This window comes from Paenibacillus sp. D2_2, assembly GCF_031199965.1.
Classification (GTDB): Bacteria; Bacillota; Bacilli; order Paenibacillales; family Paenibacillaceae; genus Fontibacillus.
In genome coordinates, this window is record NZ_CP133605.1 from 3,997,414 (window position 1) to 4,014,496 (window position 17,083).

Genomic DNA, 17,083 nt, shown 5'->3' on the forward strand with positions numbered 1-17,083 from the left:
TCCAAAATGTTACAAGTTAAACCATTCGCTATTCGGCTTTGTAGGGTTAGATATGATACCGAGTGTAGCCAGCAGCCCAAGCAGCACATCCGTAACAGCCAAAACGTCATTCTTCATCACGTCTGTTAGGTCAAACAGCCCTGTCAAATGACCGATGAGCTGTAAAAGCAGCAGCACCTGGGAAACGATACTAACCCATAGTGCATAGTTACGCCATCTCTTCTTATTCATCGCAAGTCGCCTCCATTTTCGATCCTTTGTAACTGTCTTTCGAGTTCACTGATTCGTGCTGTATTACCACCAATAAGCTTCAAAAAGTTATTCCGCAACCGATTAATAACGATAGCTGTTTGTTCCCTCGTAATCGGAGCTCCTGGACGTTTTCCATCAAAATAACCATTTGCCTTAGCCTCGGCCCAATCTTTGGCCGCCCACTCGCTTACCTGATTAATGTCTCGTTCACTCACCTTCGTTTCCTCCTTCTTCGGTCCGTACTTTGCTCTCAGCTCCGCATCAGTGCCGTCGAATTCATTCAGATCCACTGCCCCGTTAATCCCATTTACACCCCGAGATCCAGACGGGAGGTATCCTCCTGCTTGTCCATCGCTATATTGCCAGAACTCCCAGCGCTTCCAACCGGACGCATCGACTGGTGTTTGAGTGCTATACCGTGCAATCCAGAGCGGGTATCTACTCAATCCACTAAAGTTACCTATGAAAGCAGGATAGGTGTAGAGGATCGGCGTTACGCCAGTTAATCGTTCGATCTCTTCCAGGAACGCCTTCGCTACTGCAGCAGTTCCCGCCACGCTTAAGCTGCCGGATTTCGATTCGTAATCTAGTACTGGTGGAAGATCAAACTTAACTCCCGCTGACTGAATAGCCTTGTAGAACATTTGTGCCGCTGATTTAGCCGCCGCTTCTGTCATCACTGAATTATCCAAATAATGATAAGCGCCGATCAAAAGGCCGGCTGCCTTAGCTCCTTTTACATTTTCGAGAAACCGTTCATCAACCTTATTCTGAGTTGCCTTAATAAAAGCGAAAGAGATCCCGCTGGCAGCTACCTTCGCCCAATCGATCTTCTCGTTCCAATGTGATACGTCGATCCCTTGAGCATTACCTTGTTTACGTGATTGCAAATTAACCTCTCCCTTCGGTGACGAGTTTTAATACCGCAAGAATTATGGCTCCTACTACTGTAGTGCCTAGCCAAAAGATAATTTTGTAAATAGAATCAATCCGCTTGTGAGCTGACTTCGCCTTTTCCAACGCTTCGGTAGCCGTCTCGTTGGCGTGGATAGCCCTATCCAGTTTCTCGTCCATTCCGTCTACTTTGGTCTCTACTCTTGTAATTCTTTGGAGCGTTTCAGCCTGTACAGCGTCCATACCGGTTCCCCATTTCTCTCCATTAAAATAGCCCCACGGCTGTCCGGGGGCAAAATAAAAACGCCTATGATGGCGTTAGTGGTGTTGCGTAGTATAGTCCAAGGAGCACATATTTTTAATATTCATGTTGCTAACTCACTTAATCTCTTTTTCACATAATCATCGGGTGGTCCCGAATCATTTAAGGTTTTTACATCTATTATCTCGTTATCTTTTATCTTAAAAGATTTAATTCCGGAATTACTATCAATTTCCGGGATAAAGAATCGCCCATCAAAGTAATTAATAAAGTAAGGTGTCCCGCTAAACCCTAACTTACTATAAATATTCTCTACTGAGTTGAAGTTAGAGAGGTCTTTCAGACGAATAATCTTCTCAGGGTAAATTGAAATATAGTAGTAATCCCCAAGTTTTTTAATATCATTCATCAAGCTGTATTCTTCCGGTACTGAGTACTGCTTTTCGACTGTAAAATCACCGTTAATATAATCTACTACAGATATCTTGCTTGGTCCGCTTACAAAGTACATCTTTCCGTTAATAATGGAAAAAGAACGAACATAAGCCTCTTCCAAAAATTCTAGGTGTACTTTTTGATCGACAATTACCTTTCCGTTTTGAACTGTTAAAACAAACATGTTCTGAGTTGTTGATGTTAAAACATAAAATTTCTTCGTGGCCGAATCGTAAACCGTACGATGTGGACGTCCCTCAATACCATCAATAATCTGTGTCTTTTTAAACCCTTTAGGAGTTAAAGTATACACAAATAGTCTATTTCTCCCCGTATCCTCTGCGACAAATATTGTACCATTACTCGCAATAGAATGAGGCCCCGCAATGTCATCATCAAGAGTCTTCCAATCCTTAATAGGCAACTCTATATCTCTACTATATATAATCCTGTGGTTCCAACAATCAACAATTAAATTTATTCCCGCAATTTTTGTAATGAAGGTTGGCGTGTACAATCTATTTGCATAATCGTCACCATATGCATTAGTTCCAGAAGGAACAATCAAAATAGCAACAAATATAGCTATTAATAACCATCTGTTTGTGAAGTATTTCCTGTTCGTAATAATCACCTCGATTTATATTATATCTCAATTGGAGATGAGAAGCACTATTAGAACACTCTAATTACAAATTCATAGTGTGGGGTCGGCCAGAAACGTTATTCCATCGAAACATACATAAGTACTGCTTCCGACTTGAGGGACGATATGCCCACTACTTTGTATAGCCACCCTCCCAAACGCCCCAGCACTATCTACAGCAAAGTTTTTGGGGAACTGAGGAAGATAACCCACCGGAAGAACACTTGTAACGCTACCAATTACCCCACCTTTTATCATACCTTCTAGATGCACGATCCCCATCTGGTCCTTAAATGCTCTTAACGGCCTACCACCTGCGTCGTCATATGATACCCACCCATTCAAAAGTTCCAGTTTTATTATATCTGTGGTGTTTATCTTTTTTATAAACGGTTTGATTTTGTTTACTTTAACAGAATTGGTAATTACAATTTCGTTCGCTACTCTATCCGCCCAATAAAAGTAACTGTTATAGTGTGCCAGCCCTTGAGTCGTTCCATATGTCGGAGGAACAATACTCTCGACGAATGTAAATGTTGAGCCGTCAAAAGTATATCTGTCTAGTTTGCCAGTGGGGGTTTTACCGTAAGTGTTAGGGCCGTGCATATTGCAATACAGTTCATCGTCTATCCACAATAAACTTTCATAACCGCCATCTGGACCTATAGGATTAACTGGATAGGTTTGAAGTAATTTACAATCCAAGTCAAACTTCCTTATTATCGCATCATCAAAATAACACACCCAATAAGCACCATCTTTTTTAACGATGCACTCTGCCGCATTGCTTCCTATATCAGTTTCTTTAATTAACTCGATATTAGGTAATGAATATTCAATAATTCTACTTATTCTCGGATTTCCTCCATCGTTTATATTGTAGGCAGTTACATAGAGCTTACTATCGATTATAGTGCAATCTCCAAATGACATAAACTTATCTTGTGGGTCTGTGGCGGTATAAGCGTCCAATTTTTCTGATACAAAATGCCCCTTCATATCATATACAGATATAATGTTTTTTAATGTGAAATTTTCGTCTCTGTCAGTAACTACGTAAATGTACGTTCCGTCCGTGGTGACGCCCTGCCACGCCCTATATTTTTTATGTGATGGGAACGATGAAATTGATGGTAGTGCATTTACGGTATCCACCAACTGCGCAGTAACGGTTCTGATTGCATCTGCATTATCTTCAATGGCTTGCTTATCCTCTGGGCTCATCAATCCGCTTGTTGTATCCGTTGCAACAGGTATCGGGTCACTCCCCCCGGTAAGGTGAGTTGCAGCATGATCTCCAGGGGCAGAATCACCCGTAACCGTCAAATGTACAGTCTTATCATTTGGATTCTGTGTAACCTTAATGCCGACATCACCCACAATTGTAAATTCATCTGTAGTGTTATCAGCTTCCATGCCGTTGACTTTCGCAAATGCATTTTGATTCTTCTCAGCCCCACTCTCAATTCCTGTTAGCTTTGTATGCTCCGTTTGCGTCAAGTGGGCAACCTGATCCGCTATATGGTTTATCAGCTCTGTAGCCGTACTACCCGGAGCCTTATTGTCCCATTCTGTCTTCTTAGCCTTGGTTACATGGATATCCGCATTTGCTATATGGTTAGCTGCTACCGCATCCCCTGCATCCACCTCAGCCTGTACACGGTCAAATCCAATATTAATATTATTAAAGTCATCACTTATATGTTTACTTCCGACCAGGTTCGCGAACCGATTTGTCATGTACCTCAGCTCCTTTCTTAAGTTGTTGTAATCGCTGTTCGATCGCTTTCTTGACCCCTTTTAAAATCGCTTCTTCGTTGCCTGGATGGTACGGAGTCACAGCCATGATCACTGCGCATATCTCCGGTACCGGATTAAGAGGGTCAAGTTCAACTTTTACGATTGGTTGTATCTGTGCCAAATTTATCACCTGCCTAATATAAAGGTAAAACCTCCCTTTTTGTCGAAATAACGGTTGTCAGGCCGATTATTGATAGAAGGGAGGTTATAAAATGATAGAAGAGTCAAAACTGTTAAATAGAGTTGATTTCCGTCAAGTTACAATTGAGCAATTAAATCATGTTCTTAATGTTGTAACTGAAGGTGATGGTAAGAAAATCAACATCTTGTTTCTCACTAATTTCGGTTTAATTCAAGGCGAAATAACTGATCCTTTTAACGAGGCAGAAGACTATGAACCCACATTCTTCCAATCTGTTATAAAAAGGACTATCGAGTTTCGAAGCGAAGCTATTGCTGAAGCAGAAGAAAACAATGCAGCTACTCGAGCAGTTAACGATGGAGCCTACATTCCTCTTAAAAATGTAGTCATCAAGCATCATGGTAGTGCCGGGACTCTAAAAATACAAGAAATGATTCTTTTTACAGAACACATCGTTGGGATTTCTTTTTCAGATTCTTCTCTAGAATAAACTTGGTATTTTTAGAACAATCGCGACCTATCGATATAATTAGTTCATCACCTTTTAGCCGTTCCTCGTGAGCGGCTAATTCTTCTCTTACAATCTGGCGAATCCTATCTTCTAATGAAGTATCCCCTGTTACTCTTGTTACGGTTTCTTCACCATAAACTCTTCCTTTCATCTTCCTTCACCCTTTCCAGGCATAATAAAAGGCCCCTCCGTTGGAGAGACCTCTTAATGAACTATTTATTAATATCTTCCTTGCTGCATTGCTCGAATTAATTCTTTATTACGCTTATCTGCTTTGTGGCTATTTACCACTAAAAACGCATGTACGACACCAGGGATGTAGCCAAAAATACAAAGTAGAATGTTTAATAAAAACGAGCCTGGTTTACCGCAAAACAAAACTGCGAGTGGAGGTAACAAAAAACAAAGAAAATAGAGCATTTACGCACACCCCTAATAACTGGTTTAATTGGGTATATAGTACCATGTTTTAGTAGAAAGGTTAATAGTTATTTATCAAGTGCATCAAGCTCGGCATTGATTTTGTTCAGCTTTTCAGTCTTCTCGGAGATTTGTTGATTTATATCATCCAGCGCTTGTTGAAACACGGTCTGTTCCATTCCTGGTGCCGCTTCAGCCAATTTAATCTTTTTCTGCTTCTGTAGTTCGCCTAGTTCAGATTCTAAGGTAGATTTATCTGTAAGAAGAAATGTCTTTTTTACATCGACCTTCTCACTTTGATCGCCTGTAATGACTGATTGCTCGCTCGTGATGATGTTAATCACCTTCTTTTTATTATCAACGTCCAATTTACCGCCCATTGCATCGCTCAGAGCTCTTACTGGAGCATTAGTTTTTCCGTCAATGACAGCACCATTGTCCGACAATTCTTTACCATTAACGATTACTGTATATTCTCCGCTTACCTTTTGGCCAACAAGGCTTTTCACCTGAGCCGCTAAAGCGCTTCCTGACGTCATTAACATTGCCCCAATAACAACACCGCTCAACAAATATCCCCATTTCTTCAAGTCTATCATCCTCCGTTGGTATATTTATCCTTATGATACCTTACGGAGTAGATGTCGTAAAGGTTCCACCCCAATTCTGGTTCTGACTGTTACCATGATTGTGTGTACCAATATTGACGGTATGAGTATGGTTAGATATTAGCGATCTTATTGAATTCAATTCAGCCTGTAATCCGCTGATACTAGAAATGCTTAACCCACTAACTGCTGTTCCGTTTGTGAATTGGATTGACCCTTGTAGGTAAGTTATCCCTCCAGAGTTAGTTCCGACACGTAAATCTCTATTACCGATAACAGCTAACTCACTTGAACTAGAATAAATCAATCCCATTGATTGACCACTAGAATTATAATAGGTATGACCAGATATGCCAGCTACTTGGTTTGTACCAAGTGCAACACGAACACGATTACCAGAGTCGTAGAATTTGAATCCATCAGGATCTAACTCAATGCGATCTCCAGATGTTGCTGTCCTGATCCGTCCTCCCAGAATATCAGCACCAGTTATATTGGTCCCGTTGATTTGTCCGCCAGTGATTACAGATGCCGATATAGTGCCACTAAACTCGGCCCCTACAGCGATCATATGACCGGCGTTGTTGACTGAAAACGCACTACCGATCTGGATACTTCCCCCGATAATCATACCGCCTTCAACCGTGCCAGTGAATCTACCGTCAACACCTTCCAGCGTTCCAGCAAATTTAAGCTTCTTGGCCCGAGCATCAAGGTATAGGACAGATTGATTTTCAACCTTCCAGTCCATCACATCGGAGTTAAGTTGCAAACGGCTCAGGTGGTCTTCTCGCTCGACCACGATCCCCTCGGTGCGACTGTGGGTAATGCCGTAATAGGACTTGTCAAACTTGACGCTACCCTGGTTCAGTCGGTTGACCTGCTGCGTCAGGCTACCTTCCAGCTGAAACTCTGACTGCTGTTCTGACTGTGACGGCGCTTCGATCTTATGTGTAAGGCCACCCTTAAAGCTGTACGTCTGTCGTAGGATGAATGACGTATACCGCATAATACCATCCCATGGAATATTCATTTCTTGCCATGGGATATTGGTATCAATCCAGCTGCCGCCTTCACGCTGCTCAAAGCCGATCACGTCACCCTGGTCAAGGTGAGGATAACCGCGGGAGTCCATCGTCAGCGGCAAGTACGTTAAGCCATTCAGGGCGACGTACATCGCGTTAACTTCTGCCTGTGTCATAAACGGATTCTCTACATACAGGGTATGATTTTCATCCCCGGATCCTGCCTCGTAGATTAATCCGTCCTCAGTGTTGTACGTGACGACGATCCGCGTAAAAGTCTTAACCGGGTTGGTCTGCTTAACCCTGATGTAATCAGCCGTGGTCATCTCGTATACCGCTGGAGCTCCGGCAGAAAAACGCTTGAACCTCATGACGCCATCCTTGCCCATAAAGATGCTAGCACTGTTAGCCCCTGCAATATAAGCCAGCACCTGCCGGCAAGTGTACCCTGCTGGACCCGCTTGAATCTGATAAGCTGGATTGATCACAACACTGCTATCATACGTAAATCCAAGTCGGTTACATATCTCGTCGAATACAGCCTTTTGTGTAGTTGGATATGAGAGCTGAGAAATATATGGCACATCTGCCGTGATCAACTTGTCATAACAGGTGTACGTCCAGACATTGTTGATCTTTTCTCTGGTGTCGATATAAAACTCACCCAAGGGCAACCATTCAGTCGCACCAGCAACCCAAGGTATATTCATAGATTCCCAGGGATACTCTGCGTCCATCCAGCTCATGCCTTCAAGAGATAGTGATAGGTGTGGCACTACCTTGGCATTAGCTCTGATTGGGTCTGGAAGGCGTAAATTAATCGTCAGAATAGAAGGTATGGCCGTGCCTATCTCAAGTTCTTCTCCACCAGCCATTACATTCTCGATGCTGAAATCTATAATCTGAGCACTTGTGTACTCCGTTCCGTCGATCACAGCTTTAACGATAAACTGCCGGTCATGCCGTTTTATATAATCCGCAAATATTGGGCTTATTGGATACATAGCATCACTTCTCCGTCAGGGTTACTTTCAACCCATTCCACATAATCTCGGTACCCTGAGCAACTGCAAACGGAGCAGGTCGATTACCGACATAAAAAGTCTTAGTTTCATACTTACCAGTCATGGGATCGGGATAGGTTACAGGGAAAAACACATCTTCCATAGACCGTAAAATAGAAGATATTCTATCCCATTTGAGCGGTCCCCAGGCCATTTCAATCTGACGCTTGACTGCTATCCTATCCCGGTTAAGTGTTCCGTCAGCCGTCCGCACTGTGCTCTCACCGTCATCTAGGTCCATTGTGGTAACCTGAAAAGATGACGGATATTCGGCAATCTCTTGACTATTTATTTTAAGCATCTATACCTCCTATCTAGCGAACAACGGACCGCCCATTTGACGCTCCGCTTTACCTATAGCTCGTCCGGCCACTCGGCCGAACTCTGTTTCGCCTATAGTCAATCCCATCTCTTTGGCTTCAATCCTTCGCAAAATATCAATCATGGTCATAAATGCCTCAATCATAGGCTGGTCTTTCGCACCCAGCATTGCTTCTAGTTTGGACAGAGGGCTGATAACTTCCGGATCCGCAGAGGCTCCTTTGTTGTCCCCAACCATTGCCAATGTAGGTCCATAGGCAAGACCACCTTTAGCGAGCTTAGGAATTTTCGGAATGTTGAACCCGATCGAGCCCACATCAGGAACGCCAGGAATCTTACCTACCCAGTCCGGTACGTCTATATTGATCTTGTTAAGCTGAGCTATCAAGAAATTGATCGCATCTATGATGATATTTACCGCGCCTTTGAGGATACCGACAATCCCGTCCCAGATTCCGGAAAAGACAGTCTTTATCCCTTCCCAGGCCCGTGTCCAATCTCCGGTGAAAACGCCAGCTATAAAGTCCATGAGTCCGCCAAGGGCCTTGATAATCCCTTTCGTGAAATCCACAACGGCGCCTATCGCAGTGATAAGGATGCCGCCAAGGAAGGAAAATACCTCTGAAAATGTAGGACCAAGCGTTTTAACCAGGTAGTTGACGATCGGTAGAATAAACTTGTTGAAAATATCTAGTGTGGAAATCCCAGCATATCCGGTGTAATAATCGGCTCATCCTGGACATGCTCAAAGTGAACCCCATCCTCGCTTACCAGAAGCCCAAGATAGCATTTAAACGGATATAAGTTTCCCGCCGTACGCTCAATCATATAAAATTTACCTTCATCATAAATAACTGCCGGATTAAACACGGTAATCCTTCTCCAGTTATATTTGCCTGGCACGACAATTGGATTGGCTTGATGCCTAACCATTCTCATGATTTCCCCTCCAGTTCATTCCTTGACGATTGATATAATACGACTTCCGTTTACTTGAACTTCCCTCAACTCGCCATACAGCACCTCAATGTCCCATTCCACTTCTCCTGTTTGTGCATTAATTTGCTGCTTGTAAATGCCCCATGCGGTTCCTGTACTCCAGAAGCATGAGTAATGATCTGCAAATAGCTTTGGCGCAAAAGCCATCGTGTGATTGACCATATCGTAGGAGAAGCCGCTTAAAGCCGTTAACACAGCCCAGCTTGACATCGATCTTGCATAATGATGACCACATTCCATTTCGTTCCACGGATTGCGATGAAATCCCTCGAAGCGTTCTCGTACCGCTTTTACCACCGTCAGACCTTCCTGTACATAGCTTTCATAAATCAAATGAGCAGCTACTTGATATTCAATTCCCGTCCATACCTCATCCGAATAGACGAACGGCAGCTTGGGCTGGCCTCCATGCGGCCATGAGCACAGCAATAAGCCCTTCTCCTCATTTAATGCAAAGGTGCGCTGTACATTCGAATGATTCGTAAAATTCGTCAAAAAGTTATATTTATAAATCGAATAAACGGCCTGCTTCACATGTTCTTCCGACAACACATAGCCTAGTCCCACTACATGCGCCATTAACTGACCGAACAATTGATCAGATAAGCAGCCTGTTCCGTATTGATAGCGATAGTCGTTAATGTCCTCAAGCTGCTGGATATAGTACTCGCCTCCCCAGAGCATTTCATCCATTCTCGTACTTCCTTGCTCGAAGGCAAGTCGATACTTCTCGGTGTGACTGTCATCTCCCAGATAATCAGCCATTTCAATACCAGCTTTAAGAGCGGCGTAGAACATAGAGTTAGTTAGCGAATTGGGTCCTTGAAACTCGATATCATACGTATTATGCTGCTCGGCATCCAGCACATAATCACCATCCAAATCCCAATAAGCAAAAGCAAAATCAAGCGCTCGACTGGCCTGCTCCCACACCTCTTGTAGAAACTCATCATCACCGCTCAGCTTCCATTCCCGATACAACCTAATGATTGTGCCCATCTGACCATCCGCCGCTGGGATCATATCCCACCTTTTGCCGCCAAACACCCGATTGGTGCGAAAAGCCATGCAGCCTTCCTCATCGGTTTCGAGCAAAAACTCTACCCTACGCATCGTGCGCTCCAGTTCAGGGAAAAGAAAAGCTAGCGTTTGCGCATAATTCCATACATGGGTACAGGTGCCTTCGCAGCTGCCAACATGGTCCATGCCACCTTCCCATCCTAGCAGTGTTCCGTCCTCAATGCGAAAGCAGGTCGTGCTGCGCAATACGGTAATATTGCTTGCCAGCGCATCAATCACATAGGAAGGCAACGTACTGCCGAACATTGCATGGTGAAAGTCTCGCGATAGCTTCTCTTCTCGGCAGCTCGGTCAGCAAATAGCTTCCTGCATGCCAAGCATCTTTAAATAAGGTAGCATAATAGTTTTTTACGATCCCATGCCCATCTTGATCGGGAATCGTAATTCCCCCTACCCAGCCCTTAGGCCGATTGGGAAAATGCCAAGCGAGCACAAACTCAAACACCTTGTCTTCACCAGGATTCAATACATGGTGGATCCCTATCGAGCCAATCCTCAATTTGTCCTTCTGAGAACTGCTCCCTCTAATCCCCTCCGCTTCTGAATGCATTTCTAAATGTCCATCTGTGCAGAAATCGTCCCAAAAGTCATGAATACTATCATTCCAATACCCATCGAGCCACTCTTCCTTAACCGTTACATTCAAATCTGTCGTTAAGAGCGCCATGCTTCCAAAATGCAAATGATCTGACTCAAGCTGAGGGGAATCAAAGAACAAGCCTCTTAGCTCTGGCTGCTCCAGATATCGATTCCGGACCTGCTCTTTGACTCTCACATATCCAGTGTTATCAATCTTCTCAAGACCTACCACATTAGCTATAGATCCAGCAATCGTGACATCTACTGCGGAAGAAGCTTTGTTACGGACTCTATAACGAAGGACAGCGCCTGGGATACCCGAATCATCCGCATTTAACGGAATGAATGGAGTGAATGCCTCCAAAGTAACTTCCACCGGAACGCCGCTATCTTTCAACGTAACAGACACGAAAGGATACTCTCCACACAGTTCAGATTCAGCAAATCGAGGCAATCCCGCAATCTCGGGAGAATAAAATCCACATGGCCCCGCAAAGGATCCCTCCAGCTTGGATTCCAGCACTTTAGCGACATAGGGCTCTCCTGGTGCTTGCGCACGAATCGCAAAAAATGTATACGGCAGTTTGTTACCTTTGCCCTGACTATTGAAAATTTCCCAATCGCATAATTGTCCACGTGATCCAACCGAAACATTGCCTGTTCCGATTCCACCAAGCAGAAACTTGGCCTGGGTCGCTTGACCTGGATAGGTTCGCTGCTTCTTTCTTTCGAGCAACTCTTCCTCCAAGTATGAATAATGCTTCATCGCCTAGCCTCCTTCTCCAACTGCTATATTTGTGAAATTCACACCAAGATTAGCATCGCTCGAATGAAAGACGAAAGTCCTTATTATGCTTATGGAGGTTCTTATTCTTCAAATCCTGAGGACCACAAACAAAAAAGCTGAATGATCCCCCTATCCGGCAACGAATAAGTCGTCATTCAGCTTGCGCTATATAAATTTTCTTAATAACTATCTACCTAGTACACTCTCTTCTTTCCTTGCTCATCCTTTAGGATCTCTACCGCCTCGCGGAAGCGCAGTGAGTGGATAATCTCACGCTCACGCAGGAACTTCAGGCTGTCTTGTAGATCCACGTCATCAGTCATATCGATCAGCCATTGATATGTAGCCCTTGCCTTCTCCTCCGCGGCTATATCCTCATACAGGTCAGCGATTGGATCGCCTTTCGCCTGAATGTAGGCGGCCGTGAACGGCACGCCCGAAGCATTTTCATAGAAGAGCGCGCTATCATGGGCAACATAATGAGGTGCCAACCCGCAAGCTCGGAGCTCCTCCACAGTAGCATCCTTCGTGAGCTTGAATACCATAGTAGCAATCATCTCAAGATGGGCGAATTCCTCGGTGGAGATATCTGTAAGCAGCCCAATAACTTATCCGGAATTGAATACCTCTGGTTCATATAACGCAGCGCAGCAGCCAATTCCCCATCGGCCCCACCATACTGCTCCAGCAGCAGCTTCGCCATTCCGATATCGCATTTACCTACGCGAACCGGGTATTGCAGCTTCTTCTCGTATACCCACATGTTCTCCGCTTTACCTCCTTCTGCTCATTTTAAGAGCATGTTCAAAAAAGGACGAATTACTGCATTGAAGTAGCTATCAAGGCAGGTCTAGACCTGCCATGGCCATGGGGTATTTACCCATTCCCACGGATATCTTGAGAAGGAATGCCCGAAGTTCTGCAAAGGACCATAAAGATGCTGAAAATGCTCTGACAGATGCCGTCGCTCTAATGCCATTTGATTAAATTGCTGAAGGGCGGCCAAGTCCTCCGGATGTGTATCCAGATACAAGTTCAGCTCGACGAGTGTGAAATCCAACGCCTGCAGCTTCTCCAGCATATCATAATACTCTTGATCACAATGCGGCTTAGTTACTTCATTCATTCGTCTGCCTTCCTTTCCCCCACCGGGATTCATAGGGGCTGTATAATGCGGGCCATAGTGTACCATGTCTTAATGCTTCCTGCGTACTGAACTGTGGCAAATTGGGCGGCTGGAATCGCATATATAAATGCGGCGGAGTACTATAGTGTTTAGTCAGCATAGGCGGACAAGGATCAAAAGGGCCAATAAAAGGGGAATACGTCTTAACCTGAGTAAAGTTCAATCTACTTCCTCCTTCCTATATCTCCTCATTCTTTAACATATGACATTCGCCCAAATAATGAACAAAAAAGCGTGAATAAACAGCAAGAAACCGCCCTCTCCAGAGCGGTCAAGCCAAATGCTTATAAAAAAACCATCAGCATCACACTGCACTCCAAGTTCTCAAGTACAGCATAAACTGACGGTTTTATAGTCCGAAATGTCAGGAGAGAATTCTACGATTCCTCACATGGATCATCGAGTTGTTCCGGTTCTTGTAATTTAATGATCTTAACGCGGGTAATCCGAAGGCGGCTTGCCTCAGCAACCTCGAAAATCACATTATCCTCCTGCTTCTTCTTACCTTTGGCCGGAATCCCTTCTAGCTCCTTAAACAGCCAGCCTCCGATCGAATCGACCTCGTCGTCCACCAGATCACTGCCGATCAGATCATTGACTTCCTCAATCAACAGGCGTCCATCTACAGAGTATACGCCATCATGCAGCTTCTCGATTTCCGGACGTTCATCCTCAAACTCATCATGAAGATCGCCAACGATCTCCTCAAGTATTTCTTCCACCGTCAAAATACCGGCTGTACCACCATACTCATCTACCACGATCGCTAGCTGAGAATGACGCTTCTGCATCAGACGAAGTACATGGCTAATCTCCATAGATTCCGGGACATTCAGAATTGGCCGTACCATATCCGCGAGTTCTCTCGGACCTTCCGGCTCTGGCAGCAGTAGATCTGTAATATGTACAAAGCCGATGATTTGGTCTTTATCCTCCACAGCAACTGGATAGCGCGAATGCTTAGTGTCATTGATAATCTTCATATTGTCTTCCCAGGATAGATTCGTGTACAAGCAATCCATATCTGTCCGCGGCAGCATAACCTCCCGCGCCAACATATCCGAGAAGTCAAAAAGATTGTCCATCAGCTTCATTTCATCTTTGTCGATGACGCCGCTCTTAGCGCTCTGGTTCATCAAGATCCGTATTTCTTCCTCGGAATGCGCCATCTCGCTCTCATTGGCCGGCTGAATGCCGATTAAGCGGAGCATTCCGTTAGCCGATGCATTAAGCAGCCAAATGACTGGCAGGAACAGCCTGTAGAAGTACAATAGCGGTGCCGACAACCAGAGTGATGTCGCTTCGGATTTCTGAATCGCCAGCGATTTAGGAGCTAATTCACCAACTACAATATGCAGAAATGTAATAATCGCGAAGCCAATGGCTACGGAAATCGTAGAGATCAGCGTGGAATCCGTGACGCCGAGCTTATACATAATAGGCATGACGATAAGCTCGGATACAGCCGGTTCACCTACCCAGCCAAGACCGAGTGATGCTAACGTAATTCCTAACTGAGTAGCCGATAAGTAGGCATCCAATTTCTTATTGACTCGAAGCGCATAGGAAGCCCTTCGATTCCCTTCGCTGGCAAGCTGGGTCAGCCGTGATTGGCGCACCTTAACGAGCGAGAATTCCGCAGCAACGAAGAACCCGTTAAAGAACACCAGGATTAAGACTATAAGTAGATTAGAAATAATCTTGCCAACTTCAAAATCGGTGTGCAAGATGAACGCCTCTTTTCTGTGTGATTACGTATAATGTCGTATTGGTAAATATTATAGAACTTTCTCTTATAGAACGGTAGCTTTGCGTGATTTGAAGTCGATATCCTTGTAATACATATCGGCAACCAACAGATTAGGACCACAGCAATTCGCAGCAGGGCAGTGACAATTCACCTTCTGATTGAGTGGATGCTCCGTAAGCCACTTCTCAAAAATATCATCCAGACGCCCGTCACGCAAATTGCCAAAGGCAGGAATAGCCGCGAAATCGGTGACGAATACATCGCCAGTAAACATGTTCACGTTCACCCGATTGCGCCCATCAGGATCATTGCGCATTGTAACATTTGGTTCCTGACGCATACGGCGCAGCAGCTTGGCATCCTCTTCATTTGTATTGCAGGCGAAGAAAGGAAGCGTGCCGAACAGCATCCACAAGTCGGGATCACGGGAATCGAGTAACGAATGAATAGCTCCGCGCATCTGATCCAGCGATAACATCGGCAGCCCCTCCGCAAAGTCAGCTGCATACATTGGATGAACCTCATGTCGTTTACAGCCCATTTCCAGAATTAGGCGGTGAATCTCAGGCAGCTTCTCATAGGTCCGATAATTGATCATCGATTCTGCGGAGATGAACATTCCTGCCTCACTCAAGCGACGGGTATTCTCCACCATCTTGTCATACATTCTGTAGGCAACCTCAGGTTTCACCGGATGCCCGCTACGTGCAAAGCCTACCTCATGGAAGTCCCGCTCGCTCGTATAATTGAACGAGATATGCATGACATCCAGATAAGGCAACAGCTTCTCATAACGGTCATAATCAAGTGTCAAATTGGAATTGATCTGAGAACGAATGCCTCGCGATCTGGCATATTTCAATAGCGGAACAATCAATTCGTCAACCGTCTGCTTCCGGAATGTAGGCTCCCCGCCCGTGATGCTAATCGTCTGCAGGTTCTCGACCTCATCAAGTGCTCTTAGCATCGTATCGAGTGGAATATGCTCTGGCTCCTTCATGACTAGGCTATCGCCTACTGCGCAATGCTCACATCGCATATTGCACAGATTGGTAACAGTCATCTCAACGCTGGTCAGCACATGTCGGCCGTGCTGATGAAGTGACAGAATCGGGTCCCACGGATCATAGCTCGGGTTAATTTGCCGGAACGTTTCGTTGTTCGTACTCATTATTTTCATATTATACTCACCTTATTTATTTATAGCTTTTTTGTACCATCTACTCCGGTAATAACGACGGATAGACGGCTTGACAGATCAATATCGTATGGAGCCTTCAAATCAACTCCGTCAGGATCAGTCAGTACCCTAACCACAGGTCTGTGCGGAATATCTTTGTGAATCTTGGCGACAACAGCCTGCTCACCAGTACTCAAACCGACGGTCATACCAACTGGATAAATAGCGACATGATCTCTAAACAGCTCTAATTTCGACTTCTCATACCATTCTCCGCAGCCCGCATAGAGCACCTCCACTGCCTGATGCGGAAGCATCGCTGGGCGATATACCCGGTGCGTGGTCATCGCATCGAACGCATCCGTAATCGCAATCCAGCGAGCGAACTCATGAATTTCGTCACCCTTCAGGCCTCGCGGATAACCGCTGCCGTTGACTCTCTCATGATGCTGATAGGCACAGTGGGCAGCCTTGAGCGGAATCCCCGGCTCATCTTTTAACAGTTTGAAGCCGATCTCAGTATGCTTCTTAATCTGTGCGAACTCCTCATCAGTCAGTTGCGACGGCTTATTCAGAATATCCGGCGGTACCTTCGTCTTGCCGATATCATGTAGCATGGCTCCAAGGCCAAGCAATGTCAGATCCTCTTTACTGTAACCGTAAACCTGACCTAGCAGCAAAGTATAGATGCATACATTCAAAGAATGACGATACAGATAATGATCCATACTATCGATATTCATCATCATTATCATCACGTTTTCCCTGGAGCTGAGATCATCGATGATCGACTCGACCAGGCCGGAGAAAGTCTTACCCAGATAAGGATAGACTACCCCTTTCATCGATGGTTCCATCAGCTTCTTAAAATTGACCCTTAACTCATTCAGCGCACGGCGGCGTGTAGTTTCTTCGATCATTTCGCTGACCTGGATATCATCCGTACGATGATCAGCAATATAAATATAATCGAGGCCGTGGTGACGCATGCTGCGAATGATAGCATCATTTATTTCTACATTTTCCGACAAGAGAACGATACCGTCCTCATTATAAATTTTCTTCCCTAACTTCATTCCTGGCCTTAGAGAATCTATTGCTATTAACCGCAATTAAACCACTTCCGTCTCGTTATAAATCGC

At 44.8% G+C, this 17,083-nt stretch carries 20 protein-coding genes and 1 pseudogene; 1 reads left to right on the forward strand and 20 read right to left on the reverse strand.

Translation table 11 applies throughout. From position 1 onward, the window contains the following. Positions 1 to 9: 9 nt before the first annotated feature. The 6 genes from RE628_RS20430 to RE628_RS20455 all read right to left on the reverse strand — a co-directional run bounded on the left by RE628_RS20430 (position 10) and on the right by RE628_RS20455 (position 4,410). Positions 10 to 231, reverse strand: a complete 222-nt coding sequence (locus RE628_RS20430; RefSeq protein WP_309154760.1) for a phage holin — start codon at positions 229 to 231, stop codon at positions 10 to 12. Next, a complete protein-coding gene (locus RE628_RS20435; protein WP_309154761.1) occupies positions 228 to 1,142 on the reverse strand; it encodes a glycoside hydrolase family 25 protein in 915 nt (304 codons plus the stop codon). The genes RE628_RS20430 and RE628_RS20435 overlap by 4 nt, the downstream gene beginning before the upstream one ends. Position 1,143: 1 nt before the next feature. Further along, positions 1,144 to 1,389: a hemolysin XhlA family protein gene (locus RE628_RS20440; RefSeq protein ID WP_309154762.1), complete on the reverse strand. Its 246-nt coding sequence runs from the start codon at positions 1,387 to 1,389 to the stop codon at positions 1,144 to 1,146. Between the two features lie 122 nt (positions 1,390 to 1,511). Next, entirely contained in the window at positions 1,512 to 2,477 is a 966-nt protein-coding gene (locus RE628_RS20445) for an NHL repeat-containing protein (RefSeq protein ID WP_309154763.1), read from the reverse strand. A gap of 63 nt (positions 2,478 to 2,540) precedes the next feature. Further along, on the reverse strand, positions 2,541 to 4,229 hold the full coding sequence (locus RE628_RS20450) for a hypothetical protein (RefSeq protein ID WP_309154764.1): 1,689 nt from the start codon (positions 4,227 to 4,229) through the stop codon (positions 2,541 to 2,543). Further along, positions 4,195 to 4,410 (reverse strand): hypothetical protein, encoded by a 216-nt coding sequence (locus tag RE628_RS20455; protein WP_309154765.1) that lies wholly within the window; start codon positions 4,408 to 4,410, stop codon positions 4,195 to 4,197. The genes RE628_RS20450 and RE628_RS20455 overlap by 35 nt, the downstream gene beginning before the upstream one ends. Positions 4,411 to 4,501: 91 nt before the next feature. Here RE628_RS20455 and RE628_RS20460 point away from each other — a divergent pair, with 91 nt between their 5' ends. Then, positions 4,502 to 4,921, forward strand: coding sequence for a hypothetical protein (locus RE628_RS20460; protein WP_309154766.1), 420 nt, complete (start codon positions 4,502 to 4,504; stop codon positions 4,919 to 4,921). A 240-nt stretch (positions 4,922 to 5,161) separates the two neighbouring features. Here RE628_RS20460 and RE628_RS20465 read toward each other — a convergent pair whose 3' ends face one another. The 14 genes and pseudogenes from RE628_RS20465 to RE628_RS20530 form a co-directional block, all read right to left on the reverse strand. Next, positions 5,162 to 5,362 carry a YqaE/Pmp3 family membrane protein gene (locus RE628_RS20465; protein ID WP_309154767.1) on the reverse strand — a complete coding sequence of 67 codons (201 nt, stop codon included), beginning with the start codon at positions 5,360 to 5,362 and terminating at the stop codon, positions 5,162 to 5,164. A 68-nt stretch (positions 5,363 to 5,430) separates the two neighbouring features. Continuing rightward, complete coding sequence (locus tag RE628_RS20470) at positions 5,431 to 5,952, reverse strand: stalk domain-containing protein (RefSeq protein WP_309154768.1); 522 nt, start codon at positions 5,950 to 5,952, stop codon at positions 5,431 to 5,433. Between the two features lie 40 nt (positions 5,953 to 5,992). After that, on the reverse strand, positions 5,993 to 7,999 hold the full coding sequence (locus RE628_RS20475) for a hypothetical protein (protein WP_309154769.1): 2,007 nt from the start codon (positions 7,997 to 7,999) through the stop codon (positions 5,993 to 5,995). Between the two features lie 4 nt (positions 8,000 to 8,003). Then, entirely contained in the window at positions 8,004 to 8,360 is a 357-nt protein-coding gene (locus RE628_RS20480) for a DUF6711 family protein (protein ID WP_309154770.1), read from the reverse strand. A 9-nt stretch (positions 8,361 to 8,369) separates the two neighbouring features. Beyond that, on the reverse strand, positions 8,370 to 8,951 hold the full coding sequence (locus RE628_RS20485) for a phage tail tape measure protein (RefSeq protein WP_309154771.1): 582 nt from the start codon (positions 8,949 to 8,951) through the stop codon (positions 8,370 to 8,372). A gap of 119 nt (positions 8,952 to 9,070) precedes the next feature. After that, a complete protein-coding gene (locus RE628_RS20490; protein ID WP_309154772.1) occupies positions 9,071 to 9,319 on the reverse strand; it encodes a hypothetical protein in 249 nt (82 codons plus the stop codon). Between the two features lie 15 nt (positions 9,320 to 9,334). After that, the gene (locus tag RE628_RS20495; protein ID WP_309154773.1) at positions 9,335 to 10,705 is read right to left on the reverse strand and encodes a GH116 family glycosyl hydrolase; all 1,371 of its coding nucleotides are present in this window, start codon (positions 10,703 to 10,705) and stop codon (positions 9,335 to 9,337) included. Beyond that, on the reverse strand, positions 10,671 to 11,804 hold the full coding sequence (locus RE628_RS20500) for a GH116 family glycosyl-hydrolase (RefSeq protein WP_309154774.1): 1,134 nt from the start codon (positions 11,802 to 11,804) through the stop codon (positions 10,671 to 10,673). Before RE628_RS20500 ends, RE628_RS20495 begins: the two co-directional genes overlap by 35 nt. 215 nt (positions 11,805 to 12,019) lie before the next feature. Then, positions 12,020 to 12,588 (reverse strand): annotated as a pseudogene (locus RE628_RS20505) (manganese catalase family protein). An 87-nt stretch (positions 12,589 to 12,675) separates the two neighbouring features. Further along, entirely contained in the window at positions 12,676 to 12,951 is a 276-nt protein-coding gene (locus RE628_RS20510; protein ID WP_309154775.1) for a spore coat protein CotJB, read from the reverse strand. After that, entirely contained in the window at positions 12,944 to 13,174 is a 231-nt protein-coding gene (locus RE628_RS20515) for a spore coat associated protein CotJA (protein ID WP_309154777.1), read from the reverse strand. Before RE628_RS20515 ends, RE628_RS20510 begins: the two co-directional genes overlap by 8 nt. Positions 13,175 to 13,388: 214 nt before the next feature. Beyond that, on the reverse strand, positions 13,389 to 14,738 hold the full coding sequence (locus tag RE628_RS20520) for a hemolysin family protein (RefSeq protein ID WP_309154779.1): 1,350 nt from the start codon (positions 14,736 to 14,738) through the stop codon (positions 13,389 to 13,391). A 66-nt stretch (positions 14,739 to 14,804) separates the two neighbouring features. Further along, positions 14,805 to 15,941 carry a radical SAM/CxCxxxxC motif protein YfkAB gene (yfkAB, locus tag RE628_RS20525; RefSeq protein ID WP_375142947.1) on the reverse strand — a complete coding sequence of 379 codons (1,137 nt, stop codon included), beginning with the start codon at positions 15,939 to 15,941 and terminating at the stop codon, positions 14,805 to 14,807. A gap of 20 nt (positions 15,942 to 15,961) precedes the next feature. Continuing rightward, on the reverse strand, positions 15,962 to 17,053 hold the full coding sequence (locus RE628_RS20530) for an HD-GYP domain-containing protein (protein WP_309154781.1): 1,092 nt from the start codon (positions 17,051 to 17,053) through the stop codon (positions 15,962 to 15,964). Between the last annotated feature and the right edge of the window lie 30 nt (positions 17,054 to 17,083).

Coding starts and splice junctions, on each gene's coding strand:
- RE628_RS20430 (WP_309154760.1), bottom strand. CDS start 231: ATGAATAAGAAGAGATGGCGTAACTATGCACTATGGGTTAGTATCGTT.
- RE628_RS20440 (WP_309154762.1), bottom strand. CDS start 1,389: ATGGACGCTGTACAGGCTGAAACGCTCCAAAGAATTACAAGAGTAGAG.
- RE628_RS20450 (WP_309154764.1), bottom strand. CDS start 4,229: ATGACAAATCGGTTCGCGAACCTGGTCGGAAGTAAACATATAAGTGAT.
- RE628_RS20460 (WP_309154766.1), top strand. CDS start 4,502: ATGATAGAAGAGTCAAAACTGTTAAATAGAGTTGATTTCCGTCAAGTT.
- RE628_RS20465 (WP_309154767.1), bottom strand. CDS start 5,362: ATGCTCTATTTTCTTTGTTTTTTGTTACCTCCACTCGCAGTTTTGTTT.
- RE628_RS20475 (WP_309154769.1), bottom strand. CDS start 7,999: ATGTATCCAATAAGCCCAATATTTGCGGATTATATAAAACGGCATGAC.
- RE628_RS20480 (WP_309154770.1), bottom strand. CDS start 8,360: ATGCTTAAAATAAATAGTCAAGAGATTGCCGAATATCCGTCATCTTTT.
- RE628_RS20490 (WP_309154772.1), bottom strand. CDS start 9,319: ATGAGAATGGTTAGGCATCAAGCCAATCCAATTGTCGTGCCAGGCAAA.
- RE628_RS20495 (WP_309154773.1), bottom strand. CDS start 10,705: ATGTTCGGCAGTACGTTGCCTTCCTATGTGATTGATGCGCTGGCAAGC.
- RE628_RS20500 (WP_309154774.1), bottom strand. CDS start 11,804: ATGAAGCATTATTCATACTTGGAGGAAGAGTTGCTCGAAAGAAAGAAG.
- RE628_RS20510 (WP_309154775.1), bottom strand. CDS start 12,951: ATGAATGAAGTAACTAAGCCGCATTGTGATCAAGAGTATTATGATATG.
- yfkAB (WP_375142947.1), bottom strand. CDS start 15,941: ATGAAAATAATGAGTACGAACAACGAAACGTTCCGGCAAATTAACCCG.